This window comes from Gordonia sp. ABKF26 (assembly GCF_041103195.1).
GTDB classification, from domain to species: Bacteria; Actinomycetota; Actinomycetes; order Mycobacteriales; family Mycobacteriaceae; genus Gordonia; species Gordonia terrae.
Genome location: NZ_JBGCVZ010000003.1, coordinates 2636164 through 2662533, shown reverse-complemented (window position 1 = coordinate 2662533; position 26370 = coordinate 2636164). Strand labels below are relative to the sequence as shown.

Sequence of the window (26370 nt, the reverse complement as noted above, 5' to 3'; positions counted from 1 at the left end):
CTCTCACTCTGAACCTGTTGTGTCACAGGGATGTAGGCAGCAGGAGGAAGATCGTGAACAGCACCGGCCCGACCACCACCATCGCCGCTCCCCAGGCGAACAATCGCGTGTGGATCGCCTTGCCGGGCCACGGCGGAGCCGTGGACACCATTGTGGCGCCGACCGTCGAGAACGGAGCGACGTCTGCCAGCGCCGAACACAAGGCGAGTGAGGCGATCACAGCCCACCCGGCGAGTTCACCGGTTGCTGCAAGTGGAACCGCCAACGGGACGATGGCGGCCAGCGTGCCGGTGGTCGAAGCGAACGCCGAGACCAGTCCACCGACCACACACAGGATGAACGCCGACAGCAACGGCCAACCGACCTCCGCTGCCGCATCACTCAACAGGTCGGTTGCTCCGATGGTTTGCAAGACACTGACGAAGGTGATGATTCCGCCGACCAGCAAGATGGTGGACCAGTCGATCTTCGCGAGTGCCTCACGATTCGGCGTCGGATCGATCGTTAGCAGCAATACGGCGAATGCGAAGCACGTCAAGCCGATGTCGACCGTCATGTCGAGCGCCTCGATGACGATGACGGATACCGCGAACACACAGATCGCGCCGAGGGTCAGCTTCTGCATCGCGGTGAACGGGGCCCGCTCCTCGCGTACGCCGGACGCTCCGGTGCGCACTTCGCGGACCGGTTGCTCGTTGCCGACAGCGGTTGTGCGTGCCGCCGCACCCACCAGGCTCGGTTCACCGTCGTCGTCAGAGACGCTCGCGCGCTCACGGTACAGCGCGCGGCCGCCGAAGAGGATGTAAGCAGCTACGACCAGAACACTGTTTACCGCTACCGCGATCGCGAACAGCACGAGTCCGTTCAACCCGATTCCGGCCTCCTCCGCCACGCCGGCCGTGATCAAGCCGAAGAGCCCGAACGGCGCGAACATTCCCACCGTCAGACCTGCTCCGACCGACACGCTCATCAGCATCGGATCGATTCGGTATCGGCGCGCAATCTGCATGGCAATGGGAATGATCGCGATGGCGGCTGTCGCCGCCATCGCGGAGATCATCGCCGACAGCGCGACGAAAACCAGGGGCATCAGATATGCCTTGCCGTGGTATCGGGAGACCGACCGATCGATGATGGCGTCGATCGTTCCATTGACCTGAGCCAATCCGAACAGGAACGTGACCCCCGCCAGCAGGATCAACAGGTTCACCGGAAATCCCTGCAGGACCTCCTTCGCCGACATGCCCGCGACGAAGATGCCCGCTATGGATGCGCCCACCAACGCAACCGCCCCGGCATGGATCTTCCGCCACCCGGCCAGTATGAACACCGCCACGAAAAGCAGCAGCGCAGTGAGTTGCACAGTCATCGAAAACCCATTTCCAATCGTTCCGTCGGTGAAAAAGCCGCCATTCGCGAAGATTCCGAACAACGCCCCGCTGATACGTCGTCGCCGTACCCGCGGAATGTGGAACGGTTCAGAGAATGCCGCCTTCGGAAAATGCCGTCTTCGAAGAGTGTCGCCCCACTCTCACAACGCCTCGATGCGTTCGACCACGGGTACGGCGATCACGACATTTCCGACAATAAGGCAGTTGCCGACGTATATGCCATCGGTAGATCGCCTAGCCGCACTAGGGATTTCTTTACCCGGTTGCCCGCTGCCTCAGATCGAGCGGGTGACGAGCCTGGAGCACTCCACCCCACCGAGCTTGTCGGGGTTGCGCATCACGTAGATGTCGGCGATCAGACCGTCGACGACGCGGAGGGTCAGGACGGTCTGCAACCGGCCGTCGAAGTGCAGGATCATTCCCGGCTGACTGTTGAACATCGCGAACTCGGCGCGATAGTCGTCGAGCACCGCACCGATCCGGGCGAATCCGGACAGGACCTGCATGACCGCGGGCGCACCACACATGGGCCGGCGGACCGCCGTGGTCTTGCCGTCGCTGTCCGAGGTGAGCACCACGTCGGGTGTCATGAGGGTCAACAGGGTTCCGGCGTCACCAGATTCGGCCGCCGACAGGAATGCATCGACGATCTCCGCGGCGCGGGCACGGTCCACCGGATCGAACCGGGGGCGCCGACGTTCGACGAGGGATCGGGCCCGTTCCGCGATCCGCTCCACGTCCCCCGACGTCGGCGACAGGATCGTGGCGATCGCGTCGGCGCCGAATCCGAACACCTCGCCCAGGACGTACACCGCGCGGGCCTCGGGCTCGAGTTCTTCGAGGACCACGAGCAGCGCGGTCGACACCGCCTCGGCGAGGACCCCATCGGCCATGGCGTCATCGTCCAACCGGATGGGCTCGGGCAGCCACGGCCCGACGTAACCGTCCGCGGCGCGTCGACGGACAGCCAGCGCATCCACCGCTCGCGGCACGACCAGCGCGGTGACATGCGTCCGGGCGTCCCCGGGCCCGACCTCCCCCGGGCCGGGCGGGCTCTGACACAAGCATTGCCGCACAACGTGTTCCGCATCGACGGCCGAGCCGAGGATCTCGTAGGCCACGGTGAACAGCAGCGGTCCGAGCGCAGCGTGGTGTGTCGTGCGGGGATCCACATCTGTGCCGGTCATCGAGTCGGCCCTCCTGCATGGGTCGGGCGGTGACGTCGGAAGGAGGTTCCGATGCCGCCGGGTCCGCGCCTTCCCCGGTCGCGGAAGTGACCACACGGTACGTGACGTTGCACCCCCTCGAAGGAAGTGCAGCAATCCCGTCCCGGATCACTCCGGCCGCCGGACCGAATCCAGCGGGCGCGGTTCACCCGGCTCGCATCAACCCGCCTTCGCCACGTCGGCGGTCACGCCGTCACCGAGCTCGAGGCTGCCGGCGTCGCCGTCGCCCGTGACGTCGAACCGCACCGCGAGCACTTCGCCCGCGATCAGATCGGCATGCGTCCGCGCCCAGTCCAGTCGCTCGGCGGGCACGACGAGCCGCACGGTGATCCGGTCGGAGACGTCGAGACCCAGGGTGCGCCGGGCATCCTGCAACTCGCGGACGCGGTCCTTCGCCCATCCCTCGGCCTCGAGTTCGGGCGTGACGGCGGTGTCCAGGACGACCAGACCGTTCCCGCCCGGCAGCTCCGCGGTCGAATCGGGCTCGACGGCCACGAGCCGGCGGCTGAACTCGCCCTCGCGCAGTTCGATGCCGTCGGCGACGACCACCTCGGAGCCGTCGGCACCCTCACTCACCGTCCAGTTGCCCGACTTCACCGCTTTGATCGCACGTTGGACGTCCTTGCCCAGACGCGGACCCGCGGCCCGGGCGTTCACCGCGATCTCGTACCGGCCGTATGCGCTGGCATCGGTGGCGAGCGTGACCGCCTTGACGTTCATCTCGTCCTTGATCAGGTCGACGAACGGTTCGAGTGCTTCCGCGGTGGACGAGGCCACCGTGAGTCCCGACAGCGGCAGGCGGACGCGCAGTTTGTTGGCCTTGCGCACACTCGACGCCGTCGAACACACCGCCTGGACCTGATCCATCGCCGTCACCAGGTCGGCGTCGGCCGGGAGTTCGTCGCCCGTCGGCCAGTCCGTCAGGTGTACCGACCGCTCGCCGGTGAGACCCCGCCAGATCGCCTCGGTGGCCAGCGGGAGCAGCGGTGAGGCGAGCCGGCAGGCCACCTCGAGCACGGTGTAGAGCGTGTCGAAGGCGTCGGTGTCCTCGTCCTGGCCCGCCCAGAAGCGCGCGCGGGACCGCCGCACGTACCAGTTGGTGAGCGACTCGACGAACTCGCGGAACGCATCACACGCCCCCGCGATGTCGTAGATGTCGAGGGCCTCGGTCATCGAGTCGCGGGTCGTCGCCAGCTTCGCGAGGATGTAGCGGTCCAGAACATGCTGTGAGTCCGTGCGCCACACCGCGGGTCGCTCGGCATAGAGCTGCAGGAAGCTGTAGGCGTTCCACAGTGGCAGCAGAGCCTGCCGGACGCCCTCGCGGATTCCCCGCTCCGTGACGACGAGGTTGCCGCCGCGCAGGATGGGTGAGGCCATCAGGAACCACCGCATCGCATCCGAGCCGTCGCGGTCGAAGACCTCGTTCACGTCGGGATAGTTGCGCTTCGACTTCGACATCTTCTGGCCGTCGTCCCCGAGCACGATCCCGTGCGCGGCAACCGTCTTGAACGCTGGGCGATCGAACAGCGCGGTGGCCAGCACGTGCAGCGTGTAGAACCAGCCGCGTGTCTGCCCGTTGTACTCGACGATGAAGTCGCCCGGGTTGTGTGCCGGCGCATTCGCGGAGTCACCACCGTCGAACCAGTCCCGGTTCTCGAACGGGTAGTGCACCTGCGCGAAGGGCATCGAGCCCGACTCGAACCAGCAGTCGAGGACCTCGGGCACCCGCCGCATCGTCGACTTCCCGCTCGGGTCATCGGGATTCGGGCGCGTGAGGTCGTCGATGAACGGACGGTGCAGATTGTCCGGCCGCACCCCGAAGTCGCGTTCGAGGTCGTCGAGCGAACCGTAGACGTCGATCCGCGGGAACTCGGCGTCGTCGGACACCCAGACCGGTAGTGGCGCACCCCAATACCGGTTGCGGCTGATGTTCCAGTCGCGAGCACCCTCGAGCCACTTGCCGAACTGGCCGTCTCGGATGTGTTCGGGCACCCAGGTGATCTGCTTGTTCAGCTCCACCATTCGGTCGCGGAACTGCGTGACCGCCACGAACCACGAGGGCACCGCCATGTAGATGAGCGGCTGCCCCGACCGCCACGAGTGCGGGTAGGAGTGCTCGATGGTCTCGTGCCGCAGGATCCGCCCGGTGGACTTGAGGTCCTTGATGATCACCGGGTTGGCGTCGAACACCATGAGGCCCTCGTACGGCGGGACCTGCGAGGTGAAACGCCCACCTGGGTCGAGAGGCTGGACCACCTCGATGCCGTTGGCCGTCGCGAGGTCCATGTCCTCCTCACCGAAAGCCGGGGCGAGATGCACGACGCCGGTACCGCTCTCGGTGGTGACGTAGTCGCCGAGCAACACCCGATGCGCATTCGGATGCCCGGCGAAGAAGTCGAACGGCGGTGTGTACGACAGGTTCTCGAGTTCGGCCCCCCGATGCGTACCGACCACCTCGGGATCGGCCAGCTCTTTCCCGTACGCACCGAGCAACGCCTCGGCGAGCAGGTACTCCTGACCATCCGCGGCCCGGACGTGCACATAGGTGACATCGGGATTGACCGCGATCGCCAGGTTCGACGGCAGCGTCCACGGCGTCGTCGTCCAGATCAGCGCATTGACACCGTCGAGCGACGCGAGCGGACCGTCGGGTACCGAGAGCGGCATCGTGACGGTGACCGCCGGGTCCTGCCGCATCCGGTAGGCGTCGTCGAGCTTGGACTCCTGGTTCGACAGCGGCGTCTGCTCGTACCAGCTGTACGGCAGCACGCGGTAGCCCTGGTAGATGAGCCCCTTGTCGTAGAGGGCCTTGAATGCCCACATCACCGACTCCATGAAGTCGAGATCGAGGGTCTTGTAGTCGTTGTCGAAGTCGACCCAGCGCGCCTGGCGGGTCACGTAGTCCCGCCACTCCCCCGTGTAGCGCAGCACCGAGTCGCGGCAGTACTCGTTGAACTTGGCCATGCCCATCTTCTCGATCTCCGACTTGTCGGTGATCCCGAGCTGGCGTTCGGCTTCGAGTTCGGCGGGCAGACCGTGTGTGTCCCAGCCGAATCGGCGGTCCACCTTCTTGCCGCGCATGGTCTGGTACCGCGGTACCAGATCCTTGACGTAACCCGTCAACAGGTGGCCGTAGTGAGGCAGCCCGTTGGCGAAGGGCGGACCGTCGTAGAAGACGAACTCCTCGGCGTCGGCTCGATTGTCGATCGACGCGGCGAAGGTGGAATCGGTGTCCCAGTACTGCAGCACCCGCTCTTCCACGAACGGGAAGTCCGGGGCGCTGCGCCCGGTGCCCCCGGTCATGTCGACCTTCGGGTACACCCGAGCGTTCTGGGCGGGGTCGGTCGCGTCGCTCACGGCTGGTCTCCTCGTGCCTGGTGATGTCTCATCGGCACGGGGACGCATTCCGGAGGTCTGCGCGGTACCACCCCGCTTGCACCGGGGACCCGGCGCCACTCGTCGAACCGCCACGGCGAGTAGCCGGGGTGATCCTGCGGCTGTGACGGGCCACACCCGCCCGGTTCTACTGAGGACCCGAGGGTCCTGTTCTTCCGGGTGCTCCCCGGTGATGGCCGGATCGACGCGTGACCCAGTGTAGCGACGACCTGTCCGGTCGGGCCAACGGGTTCGACGGCACCCGCCACGCGCCCGCCAGCGGGTCAGTCAGCAGGCGGATGCCAGTTCGGATCGAGCGGGTCGAAATCCGGGCGCCGACGGCGAGACCCGGAATCGTCGGGGCGTTCGGGAGGCGTCGACCAGTCGTCCGGTCCGGCGGTGTCGCCGCCCGGCACGTCCTGGGGGACCCACCCCGACTGCGCCGGCTCGAACGGGCGCCGGCCCGATGGAGGTGACGTCGGGGGGCGCCCCCATCCCTGCGGCTGCCCGGGCTGAGGAGGCGATTGCGGTGGCGCGGACGGCGGCGGTCCGAACCGACCGGACTGCTGGGCAGGCGGGACCGTGCCCGGAGGCGGCGATGCGTAGCGCGGCGGAGTCGGCGGCGGCTGGAGGCCAGGAGATCCCCCCGGGGCGCGCACGTCGTCGGGTGCTGCGCTCGGTACGGGATCGTCCGCGCTCGGCGCGTCGGCGCCGACCGACCGCAGGTAATCCGCCAGATTTCCCTCGCGACGTTCCGGCGCGGGGCGACCGGGGGGCACGGAACCCTCCGGAGCGGCCATCCCGGGTTCGAACGACCCCGGCCGGTAGGCGTCCGGACCGTCATCGACCGAATCCACGGCACCGGGCCCGGGATACCGACGGGTGGGCGCATCCGCGGCCACATCGTCTGTCGGCTCGCGCTCGGCATCGGAGTCGGCCGGGTCGCGACCAGCACCCGGGACCATGTCCTCGAGCGACCGACCCGCCTCGCCCTTGCTGCCGGCGAACACATCCACCAGCAGGAATCCGAGGCCGACGAGACAGACCACGATGCAGGCCACGGCCAGCCACACGGTCCCGGTGATGAGGCCGAGGATGAGCAGCACGAACCCGAGAAGGGTCGCGGCCAGGGCCAAGGTCAGCACATCACCAGCCTAGTGCGCACCGAATGGTCCAGATCAGCTGGGCGAGTAGCTGCTGAATCCACCGTTACCCGGATCGTTCGAGAACGACTGATCGGGCCGGCCACCCTCGACGGGAGCCGCACTGCCACGCTGCTGGAGTTCCTCGAGCTGCGATTCCAGGTAGGTCTTGAGACGCGTCCGGTACTCGCGCTCGAAGGTCTTGAGCTGTTCGATCCGACCCTCGAGAACACCGCGTTGCTGGTTGATCGTGCCCATGATCTCGCTGTGCTTGCGCTCGGCATCGCTCTGCAGCGCGTCCGCACGCTCCTGCGCCTGGCGCAGCTGCGCCTCCGATCGCGTCTGCGCGTCGGCCAGGATGGCCTCCGACCGCTGGCGGGCGTCGGCGAGCATGGCGTCGGACTTCGTCTGCGCCTCGGACACCATTGTGTCGGCCCGTGTCTGAGCGTCGGACAGCATCGCATCGGCATCCGCGCGAGCGCTTCCGGTCAGACGGTCCGCGGTGTCCTGGGCCAGTGCGAGCACGCGGGCGGCGCGCACGTTGGCGTCGTCGTTGGTCGCCTGCGGGGCCGGCGTCGGCGCCGGGGCGGGAGGTTCGGGAGCCGCAGCGGGCTTGGCGAACATCTGGGTCCGGTCGTCTGCCGAGGAGCCGGCACCGGAGCGGGCATCGGCGAGCTCTCCCTCGAGCTCCTCGACGCGCTGCTTCAGGTCGGTGTTCTCCTCGATCAGCCGGGCGAGCTCGGCTTCGACGAAGTCGAGAAACTGATCGACCTCATCCTCGTTGTAACCGCGCTTACCGATGGGCGGTTTGCTGAACGCGACGTTGTGCACATCAGCTGGAGTCAGCCGCATGTCGGTTCCCCTCGTGTCTGGTGGTGAACTTGTGTTCAGTTGGCGGGCCGTCCAACCCGGGTCGCGCGACGATGGGTCGTTCGACCAATCCAGGTTGTCACTAACTATTCATACCAGTCAAAAATCGTAACTGGCGTCCAATCCTGTCACACGCGAACCGTTGGTCGCATCTCTTCGATGCACTGTCGAAATGAAACAGTCATCCGAAGATGACTTACAACGGTAGACCATTCCCCTATCGCGGGGTACCCGCGCGTCGCGGCGCGCGTGTCGACGAATGACGCTCCGCCGGGTGCGCGCCCGTTCGCGGGCGGGGCGGAGATCACGGACGGACGAGATGAGCGGCGATCGCCAGCGAGTCGGCCAGGGCGTCGGCACGCAGACCGTTCACGATGTTCATTCCGATGATCACGACGAGCATGACGATCATGAGCGACAGGTCGAGCCGGATGGGGCCGAGCGGGATCGGCGGGAGGACACGTCGCAGGGCCTTGATCGGGGGGTCGGTCACGGTGAAGACCATCTCGATCACGACCACCGCGACGCCGGTCGGACGCCACTCGCGGGCGAAGGTTCGGACCAGTTCGACGACCAGGCGGCCCAAGAGGAGCAACCAGAAGATCAGCAGGATGTAATACAAGACGCTCAACAGAATCGCAGCCACGCGTCAAGAGTGCCTGAACATGGCGCGCGGCGACGAACCGAGGTCCCCGACGCCGGTCAGGAGTGGTTGTAGAAACCCGTCTCGGCGATCTTGCGGCGGTCCTCCGGCGACACGTCGACGTCGGCGGGCGACAGCAGGAACACCTTCGTCGCGACCTTGTCGAACGACCCGCGGAGGGCGAACGCGAGGCCCGCGGCGAAATCGACGAGTCGCTTGGCGTCGTCGTTGCTCATGTCGACGAGATCCATGATGACCGGGTTGCCGTCACGGAACCGCTCACCGATGGTGCGCGCCTCGCTGTAGTCCGACGGCCGCAGGGTGGTGATCTTCTGCAGCGGGCTGTCGGCGAAGACGCGTTCCAGTTCGACGCGCGGGTCCGCGCCCCTCGACCGCGGTGCGGCGGCGGCGCGCAGCGCGGCGCTCGACGAGCGCTGGAGGGGTTCGAGGCGCGCCGGCGCCCGCATCGGGCCGTCGCCGGATGCGCGGGGCGCGGCGTAGGCGAACTCCGCCGCATATTCCGGGGCGAGTTCGTAGCCGGCGTCGTAGTGGCGGTCGGCCAGTTCATCCCGGTAGGCCATCTCCTCGCGGTAACCCGCATCGCGGAACGAGGGCTCGTATCCGGGGTCGAAGGACGAGTCGCCGTAGTAGTCGTCACGGTAGGCACGCTCACGCGACCGCTCACGCAGCGGCGGGGCCGACTCCTCGAGGTAGTCGTCCTCGTACTCGCTGGGCGGCACCATGCCGAAGTAAGCCTTGAACTTCTGCATCGTGGTCATTGACGGCCTCTCTGGTAGTGCGACGCCGGTTGCTGCCGTGCCGGGTGGTGCATCTGTTGTCAGTGAGTTCTTTGCGCTTCTTGTGTCACTTGGTTCTGGTGTTACCAATGTGATTACTGAGAGACTAGCGGCCGCTCGCCCATGATCGCGGTTCCGACACGCACGCATGTCGAGCCCGCGGCAACCGCCGCTTCCATGTCTCCGGACATGCCTGCCGACAGTTCCGCGGCGTCGTCGAACCGCACCCGGAACGCCTCGTGGACACGTGCCGTCTCGGCCATCCAGTGCGCGGGGTCGCCATGCAGCGGAGCGATGACCATCAGCCCGCGCAAGCGCAGCGAGTGCGCGGCGACGACCTGCTCGGCCAGACTCGTCAGGTCGGCTTCGACGACACCGCCGCGCTGCGGATCGCCGTCGAGGCTGACCTGGAGCAGGATGCCGAGTCGGTCGGCGCGTTCGCCGTCGTCGAGCGCCGCGGCAGCGGCACGTTCGAGTGCGTCGACGACCTTCGGACGGTCGACGGAGTGCACCGCGCGCGCCCACCGTGCGACCGAGCGCGCCTTCTTGGACTGCACCGAGCCGATCATGTCGAACACCGGGACGTCGTCGAGGTCGGGCGACTCCCAGTCGCCCAGCTCCCAGTCCCGGAGCACACTGGCGACCTTCCGTCCGGCTTCGGGTTCGCGCGACTCCCCGAACGCACGCTCGCCCAGCTGCAACAACCTGCGGACGTCGTCCGCCGGAAAGAACTTCGTCACCACGAGCAGTTCGCACGAGCCCGCCGGGCGACCGGCGGACTCCACCGCCGCGTCGAGGCGACGACGCACTGCCGCCAGCCGGTCCCCCAGTTCGACGGTGCGCGCATCAGATGACCCGGTCATGTCCCCATCCTTCTCGCCACCGGGGTCATTCCCCGAGCGGCCCGCCGGCTCCGCTCCCGGGAGTCTCGGGGGTCTCGTGGGTCTCGTCGGTGTCCGGGTCCATCCAGATGACCGAGGCGAGCCGTCCTGTGGGCGCCCCGCGTCGGTGGCTGAACAGGCTCGGATCGGAGATCGTGCATCGCGGATCGACCGCGACACCGGCCACTCCCGCGTCCAACAACTGCCGCCGGAGACCGGCGCGCAGATCGAGGCCCGCGGTGCCCTTCTTGGTGCGCACGGCGCTGCCCGGCAGGTGCTTCTCGACATCGGCCTGCATCGCGGCGGGCACCTCGTAGTGGTCGCCGCTCGCGGCCGGACCGAGAAAAGCACCGATCGACCCGATCCGGGCCCCGAGGTCGACCATGGCACGCAGCGTGGCCGGCACGATGCCGATCCGGGCGCCGACACGTCCCGCATGGACCCCCGCGATCACACCGGCCTCGTCGTCGCTCAGGAGTACCGGGACGCAGTCGGCGGACAGCACCGCGAGGGCGAGCCCGGGTGTGGTGGTGACCAGCGCGTCGGTGACCGGCACCGGCTCGGTGACCGGTCCGTCGACCACGGTGACGTTGCGGCTGTGGATCTGCTCCATCCACACCACCGACCCGGCCGGGACGCCGATCTGCTCGGCCAGCCGGATCCTGTTGGCCGCCACCGCTTCCGAATCGTCCCCTACGTGATCACCGAGATTGAACGAATCGTACGGAGACACCGAGACCCCGCCGGCACGGGTGGTGATGACACGACGCACCCGCATCCGGGGGCTCAGCGCTTCATGAACGACGGCACATCGACGTCGTCGTCATCGAGCCGCACGGTGTTCCGACGAGGCGGTTCCTGCTCCTGCTCGAACGGATCACCCGCACCCTTCGGCATGTCGCCGAACAGCGGATCGTTCTTCGGCGGCGAGTTCACGGCACCGGCCTGGCCCTGACCGACCGCGGAGCGTCCCGCGGCGGCGGGCACGTCGGCCCGCTTCTTCGGCGAACCGCCGTCGAAGCCGGCCGCGATGACCGTGACCCGCACCTCGTCGCCGAGGTTGTCGTCGATCACCGTGCCGAAGATGATGTTGGCGTCCTCGTGCGCAGCCTCCTGCACCTGGGTCGCGGCGTTGTGGATCTCGAACAGACCCAGGTCGCTGCCACCGGCGATCGAGATCAGCACACCACGGGCGCCCTCCATCGAGGCCTCGAGCAGCGGTGAGTTGATCGCGGACTCCGCGGCCTTGCGCGCCCGCTCCTCGCCACGAGCCGAACCGATGCCCATCAGTGCACTGCCGGCATCGCTCATGACGCCCTTGACGTCGGCGAAGTCGACGTTGATCAGGCCCGGCGTCGTGATGAGGTCGGTGATGCCCTGCACACCGTTGAGGAGCACCTCGTCGGCGCTGCGGAACGCGTCCATCAGGCTGACCTGCGCGTCGCCGAGCTGCAGCAGACGGTCGTTCGGGATGACGATGAGGGTGTCGCAGGACTCGCGCAGGGCGGTGATACCCGCCTCGGCCTGTCCGCCGCGACGCTTGCCCTCGAAGGCGAACGGACGGGTGACCACACCGACGGTGAGCGCGCCGAGCTTGCGCGCGATCGATGCGACCACGGGTGCGCCACCGGTACCGGTACCGCCTCCCTCGCCCGCGGTCACGAAGACCATGTCGGCGCCCTTGAGGAGTTCCTCGATCTCGTCGCGTGCATCCTCGGCGGCGCGGCGACCGACCTCGGGGTCGGCGCCCGCGCCGAGACCCCGGGTCGAGTCACGCCCGACGTCGAGCTTGACGTCGGCGTCGCTCATCAACAGCGCCTGGGCGTCGGTGTTGATCGCGATGAACTCGACTCCCTTGAGTCCCTGCTCGATCATCCGGTTGACGGCATTCACGCCGCCACCGCCGATGCCGACGACCTTGATGACGGCCAGGTAGTTGTGCGGTGGCGTCATGCGCTCGCCTTCCTTGTGTGGATCGACCTCGTGGTGAGTCGCGATCTCGTCGTGATGTGTCTGTGTGGACCGGCCGGTCCGCGTCCCGCTGGCGACAAACCCTAAACCTGAACCATAGATTTAGAGTTATGTCAAGTAACTCGTTGTGGTCATGACGCTAGGCATCGAGGGCGCCGGTATCCAGATCCGCCCTCGGCGTGTCGGGAAGTCGCACCCGAATTGCCCCGGAATCCGCGGCTTTTCACTCGTACTCGGGGGTGACCGCGCCGTCAGCGGCGGGTTCGCACGGCCACGCCGGCGAACCCGGGAACGCCCGGACCCGCCGGGCGGTCACCGATAGGCCGGGAATTCGGGGCTCGACACGTTGTACATCGTCGCCTTGCGGGTGAGCAGGTGCGTGAGCGTGCGGGCCTTCTCGGCGCCCCGGTCGCTGTCACCCCACACGACGGTGCGCTTCTCGGACAGGGTGAACTCGATGTCGACGGGCGAGGTCGCGGTCACCCGGATGACCTGCCGCGCCAGCGATTCGGGCAGTCCCGCCACCGCCGCGATGGTCTCCCGGGTGGTCGGGTCCGCCGGTCCCGGATTGGGGGTGACGAGTACCGGGAGCTTGAGCACCTCGGGCGGGACCCCCTGCGTGCGGTCGTAGTCGAGGAACGCGACACCGGATTTGTCGAGGACGTGGACGTCGTCGCCGTTGTTCACGATCACGACCGGCACCCGCTCGACGACGGTGATGGTCAGCGACGACGGATAGCTCCGTTGCACCCGCGCCGACTCGACCGACGGGATCGTGGCAACGCGCTGCGCCACCGCCCGGGTGTCGACCTGCAGCAGCGGGGTGCCCGACGGCACCGCGGCGACGCGCAGGATCTCGTCCGCGGGAATCGATCCGTTGTCCCGGACATCGGTGCCGCGCACCGACATCAGCGGGGTGAGATAGGCGATCAAGACCAGGCCGACCCCCATCGCGACGACCATGAGCGTGCCGAGCAGCACGCGGGACCGGCGGCGCTCCGGCCACCGGATCACGACACCCGCCCCGTCCGGTCGCCGGACTCCCCCGGTGCGTCGGCCGGAGATCTGGCCGGATCCGCGCCGTCGGCGGCGTCGCCGGTCGTCGACGCCGAGGCGAGCGCGGCGAGGATCTCCGGCCCCTGCATGGTGATGTCGCCCGCTCCCAGGGTGAGGACGACGTCGCCGGACCGCGCCAGCCGGGCGACCTGCGCGGCCAGCCGAGAGAGGTCCGGGGCGAAGATGCCCGGCACCGTCAGCTTGTCCGAGATCGTGCGCCCGCTGACCCCGGGGATCGGGGCCTCGCGGGCCCCGTACACGTCGGCGACCACGACCGTGTCGGCGAGGTCCAGGGCGGCGGCGAAGTCGTCGGCGAATTCGACGGTGCGCGAATAGAGATGCGGCTGGAACACGGCGATGACCCGACCGCGCTCCGCGCCCGGCCCGCCGCGTGCGGAGACCATGTCCTGCGCCGCCGACAGCACGGCACGCACCTCGGTCGGATGATGGGCGTAGTCGTCGATGACCTCGACGCCGCCGCGCTGTCCCCGGAACTCGAAGCGCCGGTGGACGCCACCGAACGAACCGATCCCGGCCACGATGCCGTCGAACCGGTCCGAGATGTCGGTGGCCACCGCGCCGGCCGGCGTGCCGGTCCGAGCCGCACCGATGACCGCGGCGATCGCGTTGAGCGCCATGTGCTCTCCGGGGAGCGGAAGGGTCAGCTGACGGTCCTCCACGTCCGGGCACAACGGTGCGGTGAACCGGACCGTGGCCGCTCCGCCGACGCCGCGCGGCTCCCACGACAGCATGGTGGCGACGTTCGGGACGGTCGGCGCCAGCGCGGCGTGCGTCCCGCGTCCGTAACCGAGGACCTCGACCCCCCGCGCGGTGAGCGGCTCGGCGACGCGGCCGGCCAGCGCTGCCGACCCCGGGTCGTCGAGACACACGACGAGTGACCCGCCGGTCGTGATCCGCGCGGCGAACCGGTCGAACACCTCGACATAGGCCTCGATAGAACCGAAGAAGTCGAGATGGTCGGCGTCGATGTTGGTGACCACGACGACGTCGGGTGTGTACTCCAGCAACGAGCCGTCACTCTCGTCGGCCTCGGCGACGAAGATGGGGTCGCCGCCGTGGTGGGCGTTCGTCCCCGACTCGTTCAGCTCGCCGCCGATCGCGAACGACGGGTCGGTTCCGGCATGTTGCAGTGCGACGACGGCCATCGAGGTCGTCGACGTCTTGCCGTGGGTCCCCGCGATCAGCAGGCTGCGATAGCCCGCCATCAGCTGGGCCAGCACACGAGGGCGCAGGAGCACGGGGATGCCGCGTGAGCGTGCCGCGACGAGTTCGGGGTTGGTCTTGGGAATGGCGGCGTGGGTGGTCACCACGACCGACGGGCCGCCGGGGATCTGGTCGAGTGCCGACGGATCATGCCCGACCTGGACGCGGGCGCCACGGGTGCGGAGTTCGAGGATGCCACGGCTGTTCTTGGCGTCCGACCCGGAGACCTGACCACCGCGGGCCAGCAGGATCCGGGCGAGTCCCGACATCCCGGCGCCGCCGATTCCGACCATGTGCACGCGACTCAACTGGTCGGGCAGCGCCCCCTGGGCCGACGCCGACACGTCGCTCTCCGTCGTGTGGTCCACCGTCTCGTCGCTCACCGTCTCGTGGCTCACCGTCTCATCGCTCACGCCGTGACCTCCCGCTCCGGCGCCCGGCACGGAAATCCTGCGCGAGTTCGATTGCCGCGGTGGCCACCGCCGAGGCGGCGTCCCGGTGTCCGGTGCCCGCTGCGGCGACCGACATCTCGTTCAGCCGCACCGAATCCGTCAGCAATGCCGGCACTTCGCGGGCAACCCACTCGGCGTCGACCGTCGAATCATCGACGAGCAGTCCCCCGCCCGCCTCCACGACGGGCAAGGCGTTCAACCGCTGCTCGCCGTTTCCGTGCGGCAACGGGACGTAGATCGCGGGTAGTCCGGTCGCCGACACCTCGGCGACGGTCATCGCACCCGAGCGGCACATCACCAGATCGGCGGCCGCGTATGCGAGATCCATCCGCTTGAGGTATCCGACCGCACGGTACGGCGGCGCGCCGTCGACGACGGCGGGATCGATCGAGTTCTTGGGGCCGTAGGCATGCAACACGCCGATACCGGACCTGCCCAACGTCTCCGCCGCGCCCGACACCGCGTCGTTGAGTCGCTGCGCACCCTGCGAGCCGCCGAAGACGAGCAGCGTCGGCGCGTCGTCGTCGAGTCCGAAGTAGTGTCGCGCCTTGGCTCGCAGGGCCGGACGGTCGAGTTCGGCGAGCACACCGCGGACGGGGATGCCGACGACCGTCGCGTCGAGCCCGGAGCCGTCGACGGCCGCCAGGACGCGGTCGGCGAACCGGGCACCGACCTTGTTGGCGATGCCCGCCGAGGCATTGGCCTCGTGGATGACGATCGGGATCCTGTTGCGCCGCCGCAGGTGCATCTGTGCCGCCAGGTATGCGGGCACCGACACGTACCCACCGAAGCCGATGACCACGTCGGCATCCACGTCGTCGAGCACCCTGCGGGTGGCGGCCACCGAACCGAGCAGACGACCGGGGGTACGCGCCAGATCGAGGCCGGGTTTTCGCGGCAACGGCACCGGCGGGATCAGCTGCAGGTCGTATCCACGTTCCGGGACCAGATCGACCTCGAGGCCCCGCCTGGTGCCCAGGGCGGTGATGCGGGCGGTCGGATCGATGCGGCTGACCGCGTCGGCGACGGCGAGGGCGGGCTCGATGTGACCGGCCGTACCGCCACCGGCGACGACCACCGACAACGGACGGCCCGTCGGCCGCCCGGTCGAATCAGCGTGTACTGCACCCGAACTCACCGGCGTCGTCACTCCATTTCAGCCTCTGGTCATGTCAGCCGGGCACCCATGCCCGACGGGTCGGGGCGGTCGCACTCCGGCACCCGCGGGGACCCCACCGGTCACCGGCGACCCGCGCCACGGGCATTCGCTCCGCTCCCGGCGCCGCGCACATACGGCCCGCTCGCTCCGCTCCCGGCGCCGCGCGGATGTGGCCCGCTCGCTCCGCTCCCGGCGCCGCGGACATACGGCCCGCTCGCTCCGCTCCCGGCGCCGCGCGCACTCCGCCCGCTCCCCCGATACCCGACACCGTAGTCGACGCCGCCGCGCGGAGTCGGCCCAGGTCGGGCCCGCCCCGTCGGACCGCCGGCACGGCCGGTGGCCGTCGATCGGGCGCCCCAGGTCGTCGTGCCGCCTCGAGGAGCCGACCGGCGCGCTCGCCCATCGTCATGCGGGGCCTGCTGCGTCGTCGCGGCGCGCTTCCACGGCAGCGGGAACCGCCGGCGGGCGCGACCCGCGTCGGCCGACGGCGCGCGTCCACTCGGTGGCCGGCGACGCGACGCCGGTCCTCGACCACCGTGGGCCGCGGCGGCCACGCGCGGCCCCCCGGCGCGACGCTGGTCCAGTCGGTCGCGCAGCGACTCCGCCCGCGTCTGCCGGTAGGCCACCGGCGTCGGGAGACGCAACCACCGCGCGACGCGGCTCGGCGATCCGCCGGTGAGCGTCGCCACCGCTTCGGGTTCGTGTCTGGCCGCGTTGGCGAGCAACCCCAGCATCGCGAGCACGGTCAGTGTCGACGTGCCGCCCGCCGAGACCAGCGGCAACTGGATTCCGGTCACCGGCAGCAGTCCGATGACGTAGCCGATGTTGATGAAGGCCTGCGCGATGATCAGCACCGTGATGGTCGCCGACATCAGGCGCAGGAACGGATCGGTCGAACGGTGCGCGATCCGGAACCCGATGTAGGCGAGGACGACGAAGAGGAACACGACCATGAGGCCGCCGAGAAGCCCGAGCTCTTCGCCGATGATCGCGAAGATGAAGTCGTTGTGCGCGTTCGGCAGATAGTTCCACTTGGCGCTCGACTGGCCGAGACCCACGCCGAAGACCCCGCCGTTAGCCAGTGCGTAGGTCGCCTGGCGGGCCTGATAGCCGGCGCCCTGCGGGTCGTCGACGTTGCCGAGGAAGCTCATCACACGCTGGGACCGGTACCCCTCGGCGAGGGCGAGGATCACGGCCAGAACGATGCCGGACACCGCGAACGAGGCGAAGACCTTGATCGGCAGACCCGCGAACCACAGCAGCGCACCGACGATGATCGCGATGGTGATGGTCGTCGAGAGGTTCGGTTCGAGGATGATCAGCAGGCAGACGAGCATGGCCACCGGGACGAGTGGCACCAGCAACTCGCGCAGCGAGGCGTTGTCGCGCCGGCGCGAGGCGAGCAGATGCGCACCCCAGATACACAGCGCGACCTTCACCAGCTCGGACGGCTGCACCGACAGGCCGTAGATGACGAACCAGCGGCGTGCGCCCTGACTGAGCGTGCCGACGCCGGGAATGAGGACCAGCGCCAGCAGCACGACCGCGACGAACATCGCGGGGGCGGCGAACCGGCGGAGCAGCCGTACCGGCACGCGCAGCATCAGATAGAACACCACGAGGCCGAGCAGGGCAAAGATCACCTGGGTGGTGAACAGTCCATACGCCGATCCCTCTTTGGAGTAGCCCTCGACCGACGATGCCGAGAGAACCATCACCAGTCCGAATGCGGTGAGCAGGAACGACATCGTGAGGATGAGCTGATACGACGCAAGAGGCCGGGCCAGCAGGTTGCGGATCGCGTCGAGGACGATCGCCGGGACCGACGCGGCGGTCGCGGCCGCCGCACCCGTGGACCGGCCCAGCGCCCCGCTCGTCGGCGAACTGCTGCCCGCCGCGCGCCCGGTACCCGGTCGATCGGCCTTGTCACCCGTGCCGGCGTCGACGTCCTCGACGCCGGCGGCACCGGATGTGTCGTCGGCGGGTTCGTCGTCCGGGGCCGGGGTCCGGCTGCCCATCGGACTCACCGTCCGGCGCGGGGCGAGCCGGCGATCCGGCGTGCGGCAGCGGCGAAGGCGTCCCCGCGCGCACCGTAACCGGCGAACATGTCCAACGAGGCCGCCGCGGGGGCGAGCAGCACGGCGTCGGGGGCGGGTGAGCTCGCGACGGCGAACGCCCAGGCCTCCTCGACGGCCCGGTCCATGACCGCGACCGACGCCGAGGAGCCCGAACCCGGGCGATCGGATGCTGAGGCTTGGGGACCAGCCTGTCCCGGACGATGCACGTTCACCGTGTCATCGTCTCCTGTGAATACTGTGACTGTTGGGACTTCTGGGGCGTGTCGCGCGATCGCCTCGATCACAAGGTCGCGGTCGCGCCCGATCGCGACCACGCCGACGAGCCGAGCTCGGACCGCGGTCAGCATCTCGTCCATCGACGCGCCCTTGAGCAGACCGCCCGCGATCAGCACGACCCGCTCGAAGGCAGCCACCGCGGCCTGCGCGGCATGCGGATTGGTGGCCTTCGAGTCGTCGACGAAGACCACCCCGTCCCGGGACGCGACGACCTCACCACGATGACCGGCCGGACGGAACGCCGCCAGCCCGGCCCGGATCGCGTCGGCTCCGATGCCGGCCGCGAGCGCCAGGGCCGAGGCGGCCAGGGCGTCGGCAACACCCGACGGCCCGGCCGGTCGCACCGCGTCGGCGTCGAACAGCCGGCCGGCGTCGAAGGCGCGATCGGTCAACCGGCCGTTCTCGACACCGAGCTGCCCGGGCTGCGGCTCGGACAGGGTGAAGCCGATGCGCCGGCCCGCGGCGGGCAGCCCGGACGCGACCGGATCGTCGAGGCCGACGACACCCACCGCACCGCGCAGGGCTCCCGCCTTCGCGAGCGCGTACGCGTCGAATGTTCCGTGCCAGTCGAGGTGGTCATCGGCGACGTTGAGCACCACCCCGGCATCCGGACGGACCGAGGGCGCCCAGTGCAGCTGGAACGACGACAACTCGGCGCAGAGCACATCCACTCGCGGATCGGCCTGCATCGCATCGAGCACCGGGAGACCGATGTTGCCGCAGGCAGCGCCTGCGCGACCCGCGGCCTCGACGATCCCGGCGAGCATCGAGGTGGTCGTCGTCTTGCCGTTGGTGCCGGTCACCACGAGCCAGGTGCGAGGTTCGCCGAGGAGTCCTGCTGCGTCGACGCGCCAGGCGAGTTCGACCTCGCCCCAGACCGGTACGCCGCTGTCGGTCGCCGCCCGCACCAGATGGTGTGTGGGCGCGAAGCCGGGCGAGACGATGACCACCGCGGCGGTCGCCATCCGTGCGGGGTCGGCGAGCAGATCCGCGACGGCAATCGGCTCGACCCCCCGCGAGGCCAGTTCCGCGACCCCGGGGACCGCACCGGCCGCGGTCTCTCGATCGGCCGGGGACGCATCGCGGCCGGCGAAGCGATCGTCGGCCAGAAGCACATCGGCGCCGAGCGTGACGAGGAATCGGGTGGCGGACAGACCGGCGGTCCCGGCGCCGCCGACCACCACGATCCGGCCGGCCAGCTCGCGCGGGTCGGGCCCCGAAGGCTCCGACCTCATCGGTTCCGGATCCCGCACCGGGCGATCAGCCATTGGTGGTGAGGAACTCGCCGTAGAACAGCGACAGACCGAGGGCGCACGCGATCGCGGTGAGCAACCAGAACCTGATGATCACGGTGGTCTCGGCCCAGCCGCCGAGTTCGAAGTGATGGTGGAAGGGCGCCATCCGGAACACGCGTCGTCCGGTCGTCCGGAAGAAGGCGATCTGGATCACCACCGACATGATCTCGGCGACGAACAGTGCGCCGATGACGACCGCGAGCAGCTCGGTCCGCGTGGTGATGGACAGGCCGGCGAGCATTCCGCCGAGGGCCAGCGAGCCGGTGTCCCCCATGAAGATCTTGGCCGGAGCCGCGTTCCACCAGAGGAAGCCCAGGCATGCGCCGCCGCCGGCCACCGCGATCAGCGCGAGGTCCAGCGGGTCGCGCACCTGGTAGCACCCCGTGGGGATCTCGCTGGGCGGCTTGGCGCCACCCGCACAGGCATTGACGAACTGGAAAAACGTGACCAGGACGTAGGAGCCCAGGACCATCGCCATCGAGCCGGCCGCCAGGCCGTCGAGTCCGTCGGTGAAGTTCACCGCGTTCGACCACGCTGCGACGACGAGCCAGCAGAAGACCACGAACACCACCGAACCGAGCGTGATCGCGTCGATGTCGCGGACGTAGGACAGGTTCGTGCTCGCCGGCGTGTACCCGTAGTCGTTGCGGAACTGCAGCACCAGGATGCCGAAGAGGATGGCGGCGATGAACTGGCCGATCGACTTCGCGGTCTTGTTCAGACCGAGGTTGCGATGCTTGCGGATCTTGATGATGTCGTCGAGGAACCCGACGACGCCCAGCGCGGTCGCCAGGCCGAGGACGAGCAGGCCGGACGCGGTGGGCCCGTTCCCGGCGTCGGTGAACACCCCGATGAGATGGGCACCGAAGTAACCCGCCCACAGCGCGGCGAGGATCGCGACTCCACCCATCGACGGGGTACCGCGTTTGGTCTGGTGACTCTGCGGACCCTCGACCCGGATCTCCTGCCCGAATCCCTGCCGGGAGAAGACCTTGATCAGGATCGGCGTCAACAGGATCGACACCGCGATCGCGATCGCGCCCGCGAGGAGTATCTGTGTCACCGCGTTGCCCCCGCATCCTCTCCGTACCCGACCGGAATTCTGTCCTCGACCACGATCGTTCCCCCGAACCCGTCCTGTGCCCCGCGCCGGTACGGCATCGCCGTCCCGATGGTTGTCCCGCCGTTCATGGCGCCGACTCCTCGCCGGTCGCCGCAACGACGACCTGCCATCCCCCGTGCTCCGACCACGCGGAGACCACCGCGTCGAGATCGGCGGTGGCCGTCGCCAGCAGGATCACGTCGCCGGCGGCGGGACGCCAGTCCGGGTCGGTGTCGGCAAGACCGGCGGCCTCGTCGGCCGATGCGACGATGCGGGCCTCGTCGCCCCAGGAACCCTCCATGACAGCGCCCTGATGCAGTGCGTGCACGGACCGCGAGTCGCCTACGCAGAGAGTCTTGTCGACGGCCAGCCGGACCGCCAGACGACCCAGCAGATCGTGTTCGACGACGCGCTGGTTCTCGGTCAGCCCCGCCGGCGAGGCGAGTTCGGCGATCACCGCCCAGGTGCGGCCCGCCCCGGCGGATTCGGCGAGGCGCCGGAGCAGCAGACGGGCGTCGTCGACCGACACCGGCGGGTTCCCACGGATCACCGTGACCGACGGCGTCGTCATGACCGGTCCCCGGTTGCCGAATCCGGGGTCCCGGGGGTCGACTCCTGTGCCCGGGACTCCTGCACACGGGACTCCAACGCACGGGCGACGACCTCGCGGTCGTCGAAGGGATGCTTCACGCCGTCGATCTCCTGACCTGCCTCGTGTCCCTTGCCCGCGACCAGCACGATGTCACCGGGCTTCGCCCAGCCGATCGCCGCCTCGATCGCCGCGGCCCGGTCGCCGATCTCCCGGATCGGTTCGGCACCCCGGGGGCGTTGCGTCTCCGGCACCGCGCGGGCCCCGGCGAGCACCTCGGCGCGGATCGCACCGGGGTCCTCGGTACGCGGGTTGTCGTCGGTGACGACGACGAGCTCGGCGCCGCGCGCGGCGGCCTCCCCCATCAGCGGACGCTTCCCGGTGTCGCGGTCGCCGCCGGCGCCGATGACGATGGCGACCCGTCCGGGCGACTGGCCGCGCAGGGTCGTCAGCACGGCATCGACCGCGCCCGGTTTGTGGGCATAGTCGACGAGCGCCAGGAAGGGCTGCCCGCGGTCGATGCGCTGCAGGCGTCCCGGCACGCTCACCGACGCGACCGCCTCGAGCGCGGTCGGCACCGGCACCCCCGCGGCGTGCGCGACGGCGACGGCGAGGAGCCCGTTGGCCACGTTGTACCGGCCGGGCAGCGGGATGCGGAGCTCGTGGTCGCCGTCCGGCTCGGCGAACGGTGTACGCGACGAACCGTCGGCCTCGAGCGACGACTCACCCGCGTGCCAGTGGGCCGGCGTCGGCCCGGTGGACACCAGGACCGGCTGCAGATGGGCGGCCTCGCCCGGCCGCCGGGCGAGCTCGGCCATCCGCCGACCCCACTCGTCGTCGACGCACACGACCGCCCGGACCGCATGGGTCGGGGCGGACGGGACGAACAGCTGCGCCTTCGCATCGAAGTAGGCGCGCATCGTCTGGTGGAAATCGAGGTGGTCCTGCGAGAGGTTGGTGAAGGCGCCGATCGCGAAATGCGCACCGTCGACGCGACCGAGGGCCAGCGCGTGACTCGACACCTCCATCACCACGATGTCGACGCCGTCCTCGAGCATCGCCGCGAGCAGGGCCTGGAGGGTCGGTGCCTCCGGCGTGGTCAGCGAACTCGGTTGTGCGATGCCGTTCACCCGCGTCTCGACGGTGCCGATCAGGCCGACGGAGTGGCCGGCGGCCAGCAGGGCGGCTTCGATCAGGTAGGACGTCGTGGTCTTGCCCGACGTGCCGGTGATGCCGATCAGCTTGAGCCGTTGTGACGGGTTGCCGTAGACGCGCGCACTGACATTGCCGAGGACCGTGCGCGGAGTGGGATGGATGAGGACCGCCACGGCGGTCTCCGGCGGCAGCACGCGGGCGAGTTCGGCCCGGCCGGCCGGATCGGTGAGGATCGCCGACGCACCGGCCGCCACGGCCTGGTCGGCGAACCGGGCGCCGTGGGTGCTCGACCCGGGCAGCGCGGCGAACAGATCACCGGGCCGCACCTCCTGTGCACGCAGGGTGACGCCGGTGACGTCCGTCTCGGCGTCTGCGCCACCGACGAGGTCGAGTCTGGCGCCGGTGGCGGTGGACAGCACCGACACGGGTGTCGGTGTGACCTGCCGGGGACGGATCGGTCCACCACTGCGGTCCGGTGATCGTCGACGAGACGCCATCGGTGCTCCTCGCCTCCTCGGTTTTCTCTCGGGTTGCTGGTCTCGGGGTTTCTGGTCTCGGGCGGGCGGTCCGCCTGCGCGGGCAAGTACTGGTCGTGCGGGGCGGATCCGTGCGGGGTCGGATCGGACGTCGGATCGGGGCGGGCCGCTGGGCGCGTCGACCCCTCTCCGGGCGGCGCAGAATCGCACTCACGATACCGGCCCGCCCGGACAGGTCCGGCACACGGTGCGCCACGGCGACACCTGCCGGATCGAGCGACCGGCCGGCGGGCGACGCCGTACGGCCTACCGCGCGGTCAGGGTCAGTCGCGGCGTCGGAGCCGACAGCGGCACCTGGGCGCGCTGGAGCATCCACGAGGTGATGGTCGAGAACAGCGGTGCCGCCGACTGACCGCCCGATCCGTCAGAACTGCGACGCGGGTTGTCGAGCATGATCCCGACGACGTAGCGCGGGTTGTCGGCGGGCGCGATCCCCGCGAAGGTGATGTTGTACCGCGAGTTCGAGTAGCACCCACACGCCGGATCGACCTGCTGGGCGGTGCCGGTCTTCCCGCTCACCTGATAGCCGTCGACCGCCGCCTTGGTCCCGGTGCCCTGCTGTTCACCCGTCGGATCGTCCTGGACCACCGACCGGAACATGTCCCGGACGGTGCGGGCGGTCGACTCGCTCACGACGCGGACCGGCTGGGGTCGCGCCCGGTCGTCGGGTGCCGACCCGTCGCGCTGTTCGGAGGACAGAATCCGTGGCGGGATGCGCAGTCCGTCGTTGGCGATCGCCTGGTACATCGCGGTCATCTGCAACAAGGACATCGAAAGCCCCTGTCCGATGGGCAGGTTGGCGAACGAGCCACCCGACCACTGGCTCAGCGCGGGCACCTCGCCCGCGCTCTCCGCGGGCAGGCCCACCCCGGTTCGCTGACCGAGACCGAACTTCTTCACCATGTCGGCGAAGCGCTCCTCGCCGATGCGCTGCGCGAGCATCAGGGTGCCGACGTTCGAGGACTTACCGAAGATGCCGGTCGTGGTGTACGGCTCGACACCGTGTGGCCACGCATCACGCACGGTCACGCCGGCCATCCGGATGCTCCCGGGAACCTGGTGGACGGTGTCGGGCTTGGTGATCCCATACTCGACGGCGGCCGCGGCCGCGATGAGCTTGTTGACCGAACCCGGCTCGAACGGCGAGGTGACGGCCGGGTTGCCCAGGTCGGCGTCCGGCTGCTCGGACAGCGGGACCGACGCGTTGAAGGTCCCGTCGTTCGCCATCGCCAGCACCTCGCCGGTCCGCGCGTCCAGCACGACCGCGGAGGCCCCCTGCGCGCCGGAAGCCTGCTTGGCCTTCATGATCTGGCTCTGGACGAACCACTGGATGTCGGAGTCGAGGGTGAGGCGCACCGTGGCGCCGTTGAGCGCCGGGTGCACGTTGCGCATGCTGCCGGGGATGACCGCGCCGTCCGACCCGCGGTCATAGGTCCGCGAACCGTCGGTTCCGGACAGGATCGAGTCCAGCGACGCCTCCAGTCCGATGAGGCCGTTGCCGTCGTAGTTGACGTCGCCGACCACGTTCGCGGCCAGCGACCCGCCCGGGTAGAGGCGGATGCTCTGCGGGTCGGCGCCGACCTCGGGGAACTCCTCGGTGATCCGCGACGCGACGTCGGGGCTCACCGACCGGGCGAGGTACACGAAGGTGTCCTCGCCGGTGACCTTGGCGAGCAGATCCTCTTCGCTGATCGAACCGCCGAGGGCCACCGACACGCCCTTGGCGATCTCCTTCAGCCTCGTGTCGACGTCTGGCAGGGCCGGATTCTTGCGATGCTCCTCGTCGATCGTCTTGCGAACGGCCTTGGGCAAGAACGTCAACGACCTGGCTTCGTCGGTGTAGGCGAGCGGGCGCCCGTTGCGATCGAGGATCGCTCCGCGCTTGGCGGTCAGGACCTGGGTGTACTCGCGCTGCTGCGCGGCCTCGGCGGAGATCGACCCCGCCTGCACCGTGTGCACGACGATCATCTTGACCGCGACGGCGAGAACGACGAGCAGCACCAGCACGCCGGCCGCGCGCGCACGGAAGACGAAGCTCTGCGGGCCCCGGCCGTTCCGCTTGCCGGTCCCCGGCCGCTTCGGCCCTCCCGACCCCGCGGCCGGCCCTCCACCGGGGCGACGTCCCGGTCGTGACGGCCCGGCGCCGAGCCGCTCGAAGGTCGCACGTGTCATGGTCGTCAATTGTTCACCGCTTCAACGTCGTTACACCGGATTTGATCCCGGCGGGTTGGAGATGACGCCGGAGACCCAGCCCACGTTGCGGGCCGGGACACCGATGACTCACGGGCTCGGCACCACATTCGGCGCCGGGGTCGGTGTCGACGGTGCGGCCGGCGGAACCGCACTCGTTCCGGACGGCACCGGATTCGTCCCGGACGGCAGCGGATTCGCACCGGGCGGGGCGGTCTGCGACGGGGCGGATTGCGAGGGTGCGGATTGCGAGGGTGTGGTCGGTTGACCGGCAGCCGATGGCGACGGAGTGGGCTGGGGGGTGGTCGTGCGGCCCGCCTCGGAACCCGCCGACCCCGACCGCCCACCCAGCCCGATCGAGTCGTCGACCTGGCTCGGGTCGACCGAGTCCGCGGGATCCGGTGCGGTGTCCGGATTCAGACTCCCCATCGGACGGCCGGAGGCAGGCTCCGGCTTGCCCACCACTCGGGGACGACGCGGGTCGTCGACGATCATGCGAGCCGGGTTGTCGGCCGGGATCATCCCGAGACGTGCTGCCTTGTCGGACAATTCGGGCGCCGAGTTCCCCGATTCGTAGGTGCGCTTGAGTGCGTCCCGCTGATCGATGAGGGACTGGTTCTGTGTCCGCTCGATGCCCAGCTTGTAGGAGTCCTGTGCCGCTTTGGTCGACAGCCACAGGCTGAGCCCCAGCCCGAGTACCAGCAGCGCGATGACCGGCACGACGAACGGGGTGTGCTGCAGTCGTTCTCGCAGGGACACCCCGGTCATCGACAGTCCACCGCCGGTGCGACGCGTCGGCGCGGCACGACCTGCTGCGGTCCGGCGATGGCGCCGGTCGAGTGCGCGCTGGGCGGCGCGCGACCGTGTCGCCCGTTCGGACTCGATGCGGGTCCGGCGGGACCGTCGAGAGTCGCGGTCGTCGTCGGCGGCACGCGACGGGGCCTCGTGCAGGATGGTCATGC

At 69.4% G+C, this 26370-nt stretch carries 20 protein-coding genes; all 20 read right to left on the bottom strand.

The annotated features are described in order from the left end of the window. Positions 1–22 precede the first annotated feature (22 nt). Positions 23–1432 carry an SLC13 family permease gene (locus AB4Z55_RS12440; protein WP_369519816.1) on the bottom strand — a complete coding sequence of 470 codons (1410 nt, stop codon included), beginning with the start codon at positions 1430–1432 and terminating at the stop codon, positions 23–25. A 234-nt stretch (positions 1433–1666) separates the two neighbouring features. Beyond that, entirely contained in the window at positions 1667–2578 is a 912-nt protein-coding gene (locus tag AB4Z55_RS12435; RefSeq protein WP_369519815.1) for an RNA polymerase subunit sigma-24, read from the bottom strand. A gap of 198 nt (positions 2579–2776) precedes the next feature. Further along, positions 2777–5920, bottom strand: coding sequence for an isoleucine--tRNA ligase (gene ileS / locus AB4Z55_RS12430; RefSeq protein ID WP_369521008.1), 3144 nt, complete (start codon positions 5918–5920; stop codon positions 2777–2779). Positions 5921–6276: 356 nt separating this feature from the next. Beyond that, on the bottom strand, positions 6277–7137 hold the full coding sequence (locus AB4Z55_RS12425) for a hypothetical protein (protein ID WP_369519814.1): 861 nt from the start codon (positions 7135–7137) through the stop codon (positions 6277–6279). 33 nt (positions 7138–7170) lie between these two features. Further along, on the bottom strand, positions 7171–7986 hold the full coding sequence (locus AB4Z55_RS12420) for a DivIVA domain-containing protein (RefSeq protein WP_004021224.1): 816 nt from the start codon (positions 7984–7986) through the stop codon (positions 7171–7173). A 322-nt stretch (positions 7987–8308) separates the two neighbouring features. Beyond that, positions 8309–8650, bottom strand: coding sequence for a YggT family protein (locus AB4Z55_RS12415; RefSeq protein WP_004021225.1), 342 nt, complete (start codon positions 8648–8650; stop codon positions 8309–8311). Positions 8651–8706: 56 nt separating this feature from the next. Then, a complete protein-coding gene (locus tag AB4Z55_RS12410; protein ID WP_369519813.1) occupies positions 8707–9426 on the bottom strand; it encodes a cell division protein SepF in 720 nt (239 codons plus the stop codon). A gap of 113 nt (positions 9427–9539) precedes the next feature. Beyond that, entirely contained in the window at positions 9540–10307 is a 768-nt protein-coding gene (locus AB4Z55_RS12405) for a YggS family pyridoxal phosphate-dependent enzyme (RefSeq protein ID WP_369519812.1), read from the bottom strand. A 25-nt stretch (positions 10308–10332) separates the two neighbouring features. Further along, the gene (gene pgeF, locus AB4Z55_RS12400; protein WP_369519811.1) at positions 10333–11103 is read right to left on the bottom strand and encodes a peptidoglycan editing factor PgeF; all 771 of its coding nucleotides are present in this window, start codon (positions 11101–11103) and stop codon (positions 10333–10335) included. A gap of 8 nt (positions 11104–11111) precedes the next feature. Then, a complete protein-coding gene (gene ftsZ, locus AB4Z55_RS12395; protein ID WP_004021229.1) occupies positions 11112–12278 on the bottom strand; it encodes a cell division protein FtsZ in 1167 nt (388 codons plus the stop codon). Positions 12279–12608: 330 nt separating this feature from the next. Further along, positions 12609–13310 carry a cell division protein FtsQ/DivIB gene (locus tag AB4Z55_RS12390; RefSeq protein WP_064571809.1) on the bottom strand — a complete coding sequence of 234 codons (702 nt, stop codon included), beginning with the start codon at positions 13308–13310 and terminating at the stop codon, positions 12609–12611. Continuing rightward, a complete protein-coding gene (gene murC, locus AB4Z55_RS12385; protein ID WP_369521007.1) occupies positions 13307–14869 on the bottom strand; it encodes a UDP-N-acetylmuramate--L-alanine ligase in 1563 nt (520 codons plus the stop codon). The genes AB4Z55_RS12390 and murC overlap by 4 nt, the downstream gene beginning before the upstream one ends. A gap of 109 nt (positions 14870–14978) precedes the next feature. Then, entirely contained in the window at positions 14979–16166 is a 1188-nt protein-coding gene (gene murG, locus AB4Z55_RS12380; protein WP_369519810.1) for an undecaprenyldiphospho-muramoylpentapeptide beta-N-acetylglucosaminyltransferase, read from the bottom strand. 101 nt (positions 16167–16267) lie between these two features. Next, the gene (ftsW, locus tag AB4Z55_RS12375; RefSeq protein ID WP_369519809.1) at positions 16268–18205 is read right to left on the bottom strand and encodes a putative lipid II flippase FtsW; all 1938 of its coding nucleotides are present in this window, start codon (positions 18203–18205) and stop codon (positions 16268–16270) included. Between the two features lie 5 nt (positions 18206–18210). Continuing rightward, positions 18211–19776, bottom strand: coding sequence for a UDP-N-acetylmuramoyl-L-alanine--D-glutamate ligase (gene murD, locus AB4Z55_RS12370; RefSeq protein ID WP_239401046.1), 1566 nt, complete (start codon positions 19774–19776; stop codon positions 18211–18213). A gap of 25 nt (positions 19777–19801) precedes the next feature. Next, positions 19802–20899 carry a phospho-N-acetylmuramoyl-pentapeptide-transferase gene (mraY, locus tag AB4Z55_RS12365; protein WP_004022875.1) on the bottom strand — a complete coding sequence of 366 codons (1098 nt, stop codon included), beginning with the start codon at positions 20897–20899 and terminating at the stop codon, positions 19802–19804. Between the two features lie 124 nt (positions 20900–21023). Continuing rightward, positions 21024–21509: a hypothetical protein gene (locus AB4Z55_RS12360; RefSeq protein WP_004022876.1), complete on the bottom strand. Its 486-nt coding sequence runs from the start codon at positions 21507–21509 to the stop codon at positions 21024–21026. After that, complete coding sequence (locus AB4Z55_RS12355) at positions 21506–23179, bottom strand: UDP-N-acetylmuramoyl-L-alanyl-D-glutamate--2,6-diaminopimelate ligase (protein ID WP_369519808.1); 1674 nt, start codon at positions 23177–23179, stop codon at positions 21506–21508. Before AB4Z55_RS12355 ends, AB4Z55_RS12360 begins: the two co-directional genes overlap by 4 nt. Positions 23180–23464: 285 nt before the next feature. Beyond that, positions 23465–25390 carry a penicillin-binding protein 2 gene (locus tag AB4Z55_RS12350; protein ID WP_004022878.1) on the bottom strand — a complete coding sequence of 642 codons (1926 nt, stop codon included), beginning with the start codon at positions 25388–25390 and terminating at the stop codon, positions 23465–23467. A 108-nt stretch (positions 25391–25498) separates the two neighbouring features. Then, entirely contained in the window at positions 25499–26368 is an 870-nt protein-coding gene (locus AB4Z55_RS12345; RefSeq protein WP_239401054.1) for a hypothetical protein, read from the bottom strand. Between the last annotated feature and the right edge of the window lie 2 nt (positions 26369–26370).

Excerpts from the sequence above, each read along its gene's own strand:
- AB4Z55_RS12355 (WP_369519808.1), bottom strand. The coding sequence starts at position 23,179 with ATGGCGTCTCGTCGACGATCACCGGACCGCAGTGGTGGACCGATCCGT.
- AB4Z55_RS12420 (WP_004021224.1), bottom strand. The coding sequence starts at position 7,986 with ATGCGGCTGACTCCAGCTGATGTGCACAACGTCGCGTTCAGCAAACCG.
- murC (WP_369521007.1), bottom strand. The coding sequence starts at position 14,869 with ATGGTCGGAATCGGCGGCGCCGGGATGTCGGGACTCGCCCGGATCCTG.
- ftsZ (WP_004021229.1), bottom strand. The coding sequence starts at position 12,278 with ATGACGCCACCGCACAACTACCTGGCCGTCATCAAGGTCGTCGGCATC.
- AB4Z55_RS12435 (WP_369519815.1), bottom strand. The coding sequence starts at position 2,578 with ATGACCGGCACAGATGTGGATCCCCGCACGACACACCACGCTGCGCTC.
- AB4Z55_RS12360 (WP_004022876.1), bottom strand. The coding sequence starts at position 21,509 with ATGACGACGCCGTCGGTCACGGTGATCCGTGGGAACCCGCCGGTGTCG.
- pgeF (WP_369519811.1), bottom strand. The coding sequence starts at position 11,103 with ATGCGGGTGCGTCGTGTCATCACCACCCGTGCCGGCGGGGTCTCGGTG.
- AB4Z55_RS12345 (WP_239401054.1), bottom strand. The coding sequence starts at position 26,368 with ATGACCATCCTGCACGAGGCCCCGTCGCGTGCCGCCGACGACGACCGC.
- AB4Z55_RS12410 (WP_369519813.1), bottom strand. The coding sequence starts at position 9,426 with ATGACCACGATGCAGAAGTTCAAGGCTTACTTCGGCATGGTGCCGCCC.
- murD (WP_239401046.1), bottom strand. The coding sequence starts at position 19,776 with ATGAGGTCGGAGCCTTCGGGGCCCGACCCGCGCGAGCTGGCCGGCCGG.
- ftsW (WP_369519809.1), bottom strand. The coding sequence starts at position 18,205 with ATGGGCAGCCGGACCCCGGCCCCGGACGACGAACCCGCCGACGACACA.
- AB4Z55_RS12350 (WP_004022878.1), bottom strand. The coding sequence starts at position 25,390 with ATGACACGTGCGACCTTCGAGCGGCTCGGCGCCGGGCCGTCACGACCG.
- ileS (WP_369521008.1), bottom strand. The coding sequence starts at position 5,920 with ATGACCGGGGGCACCGGGCGCAGCGCCCCGGACTTCCCGTTCGTGGAA.
- AB4Z55_RS12405 (WP_369519812.1), bottom strand. The coding sequence starts at position 10,307 with ATGACCGGGTCATCTGATGCGCGCACCGTCGAACTGGGGGACCGGCTG.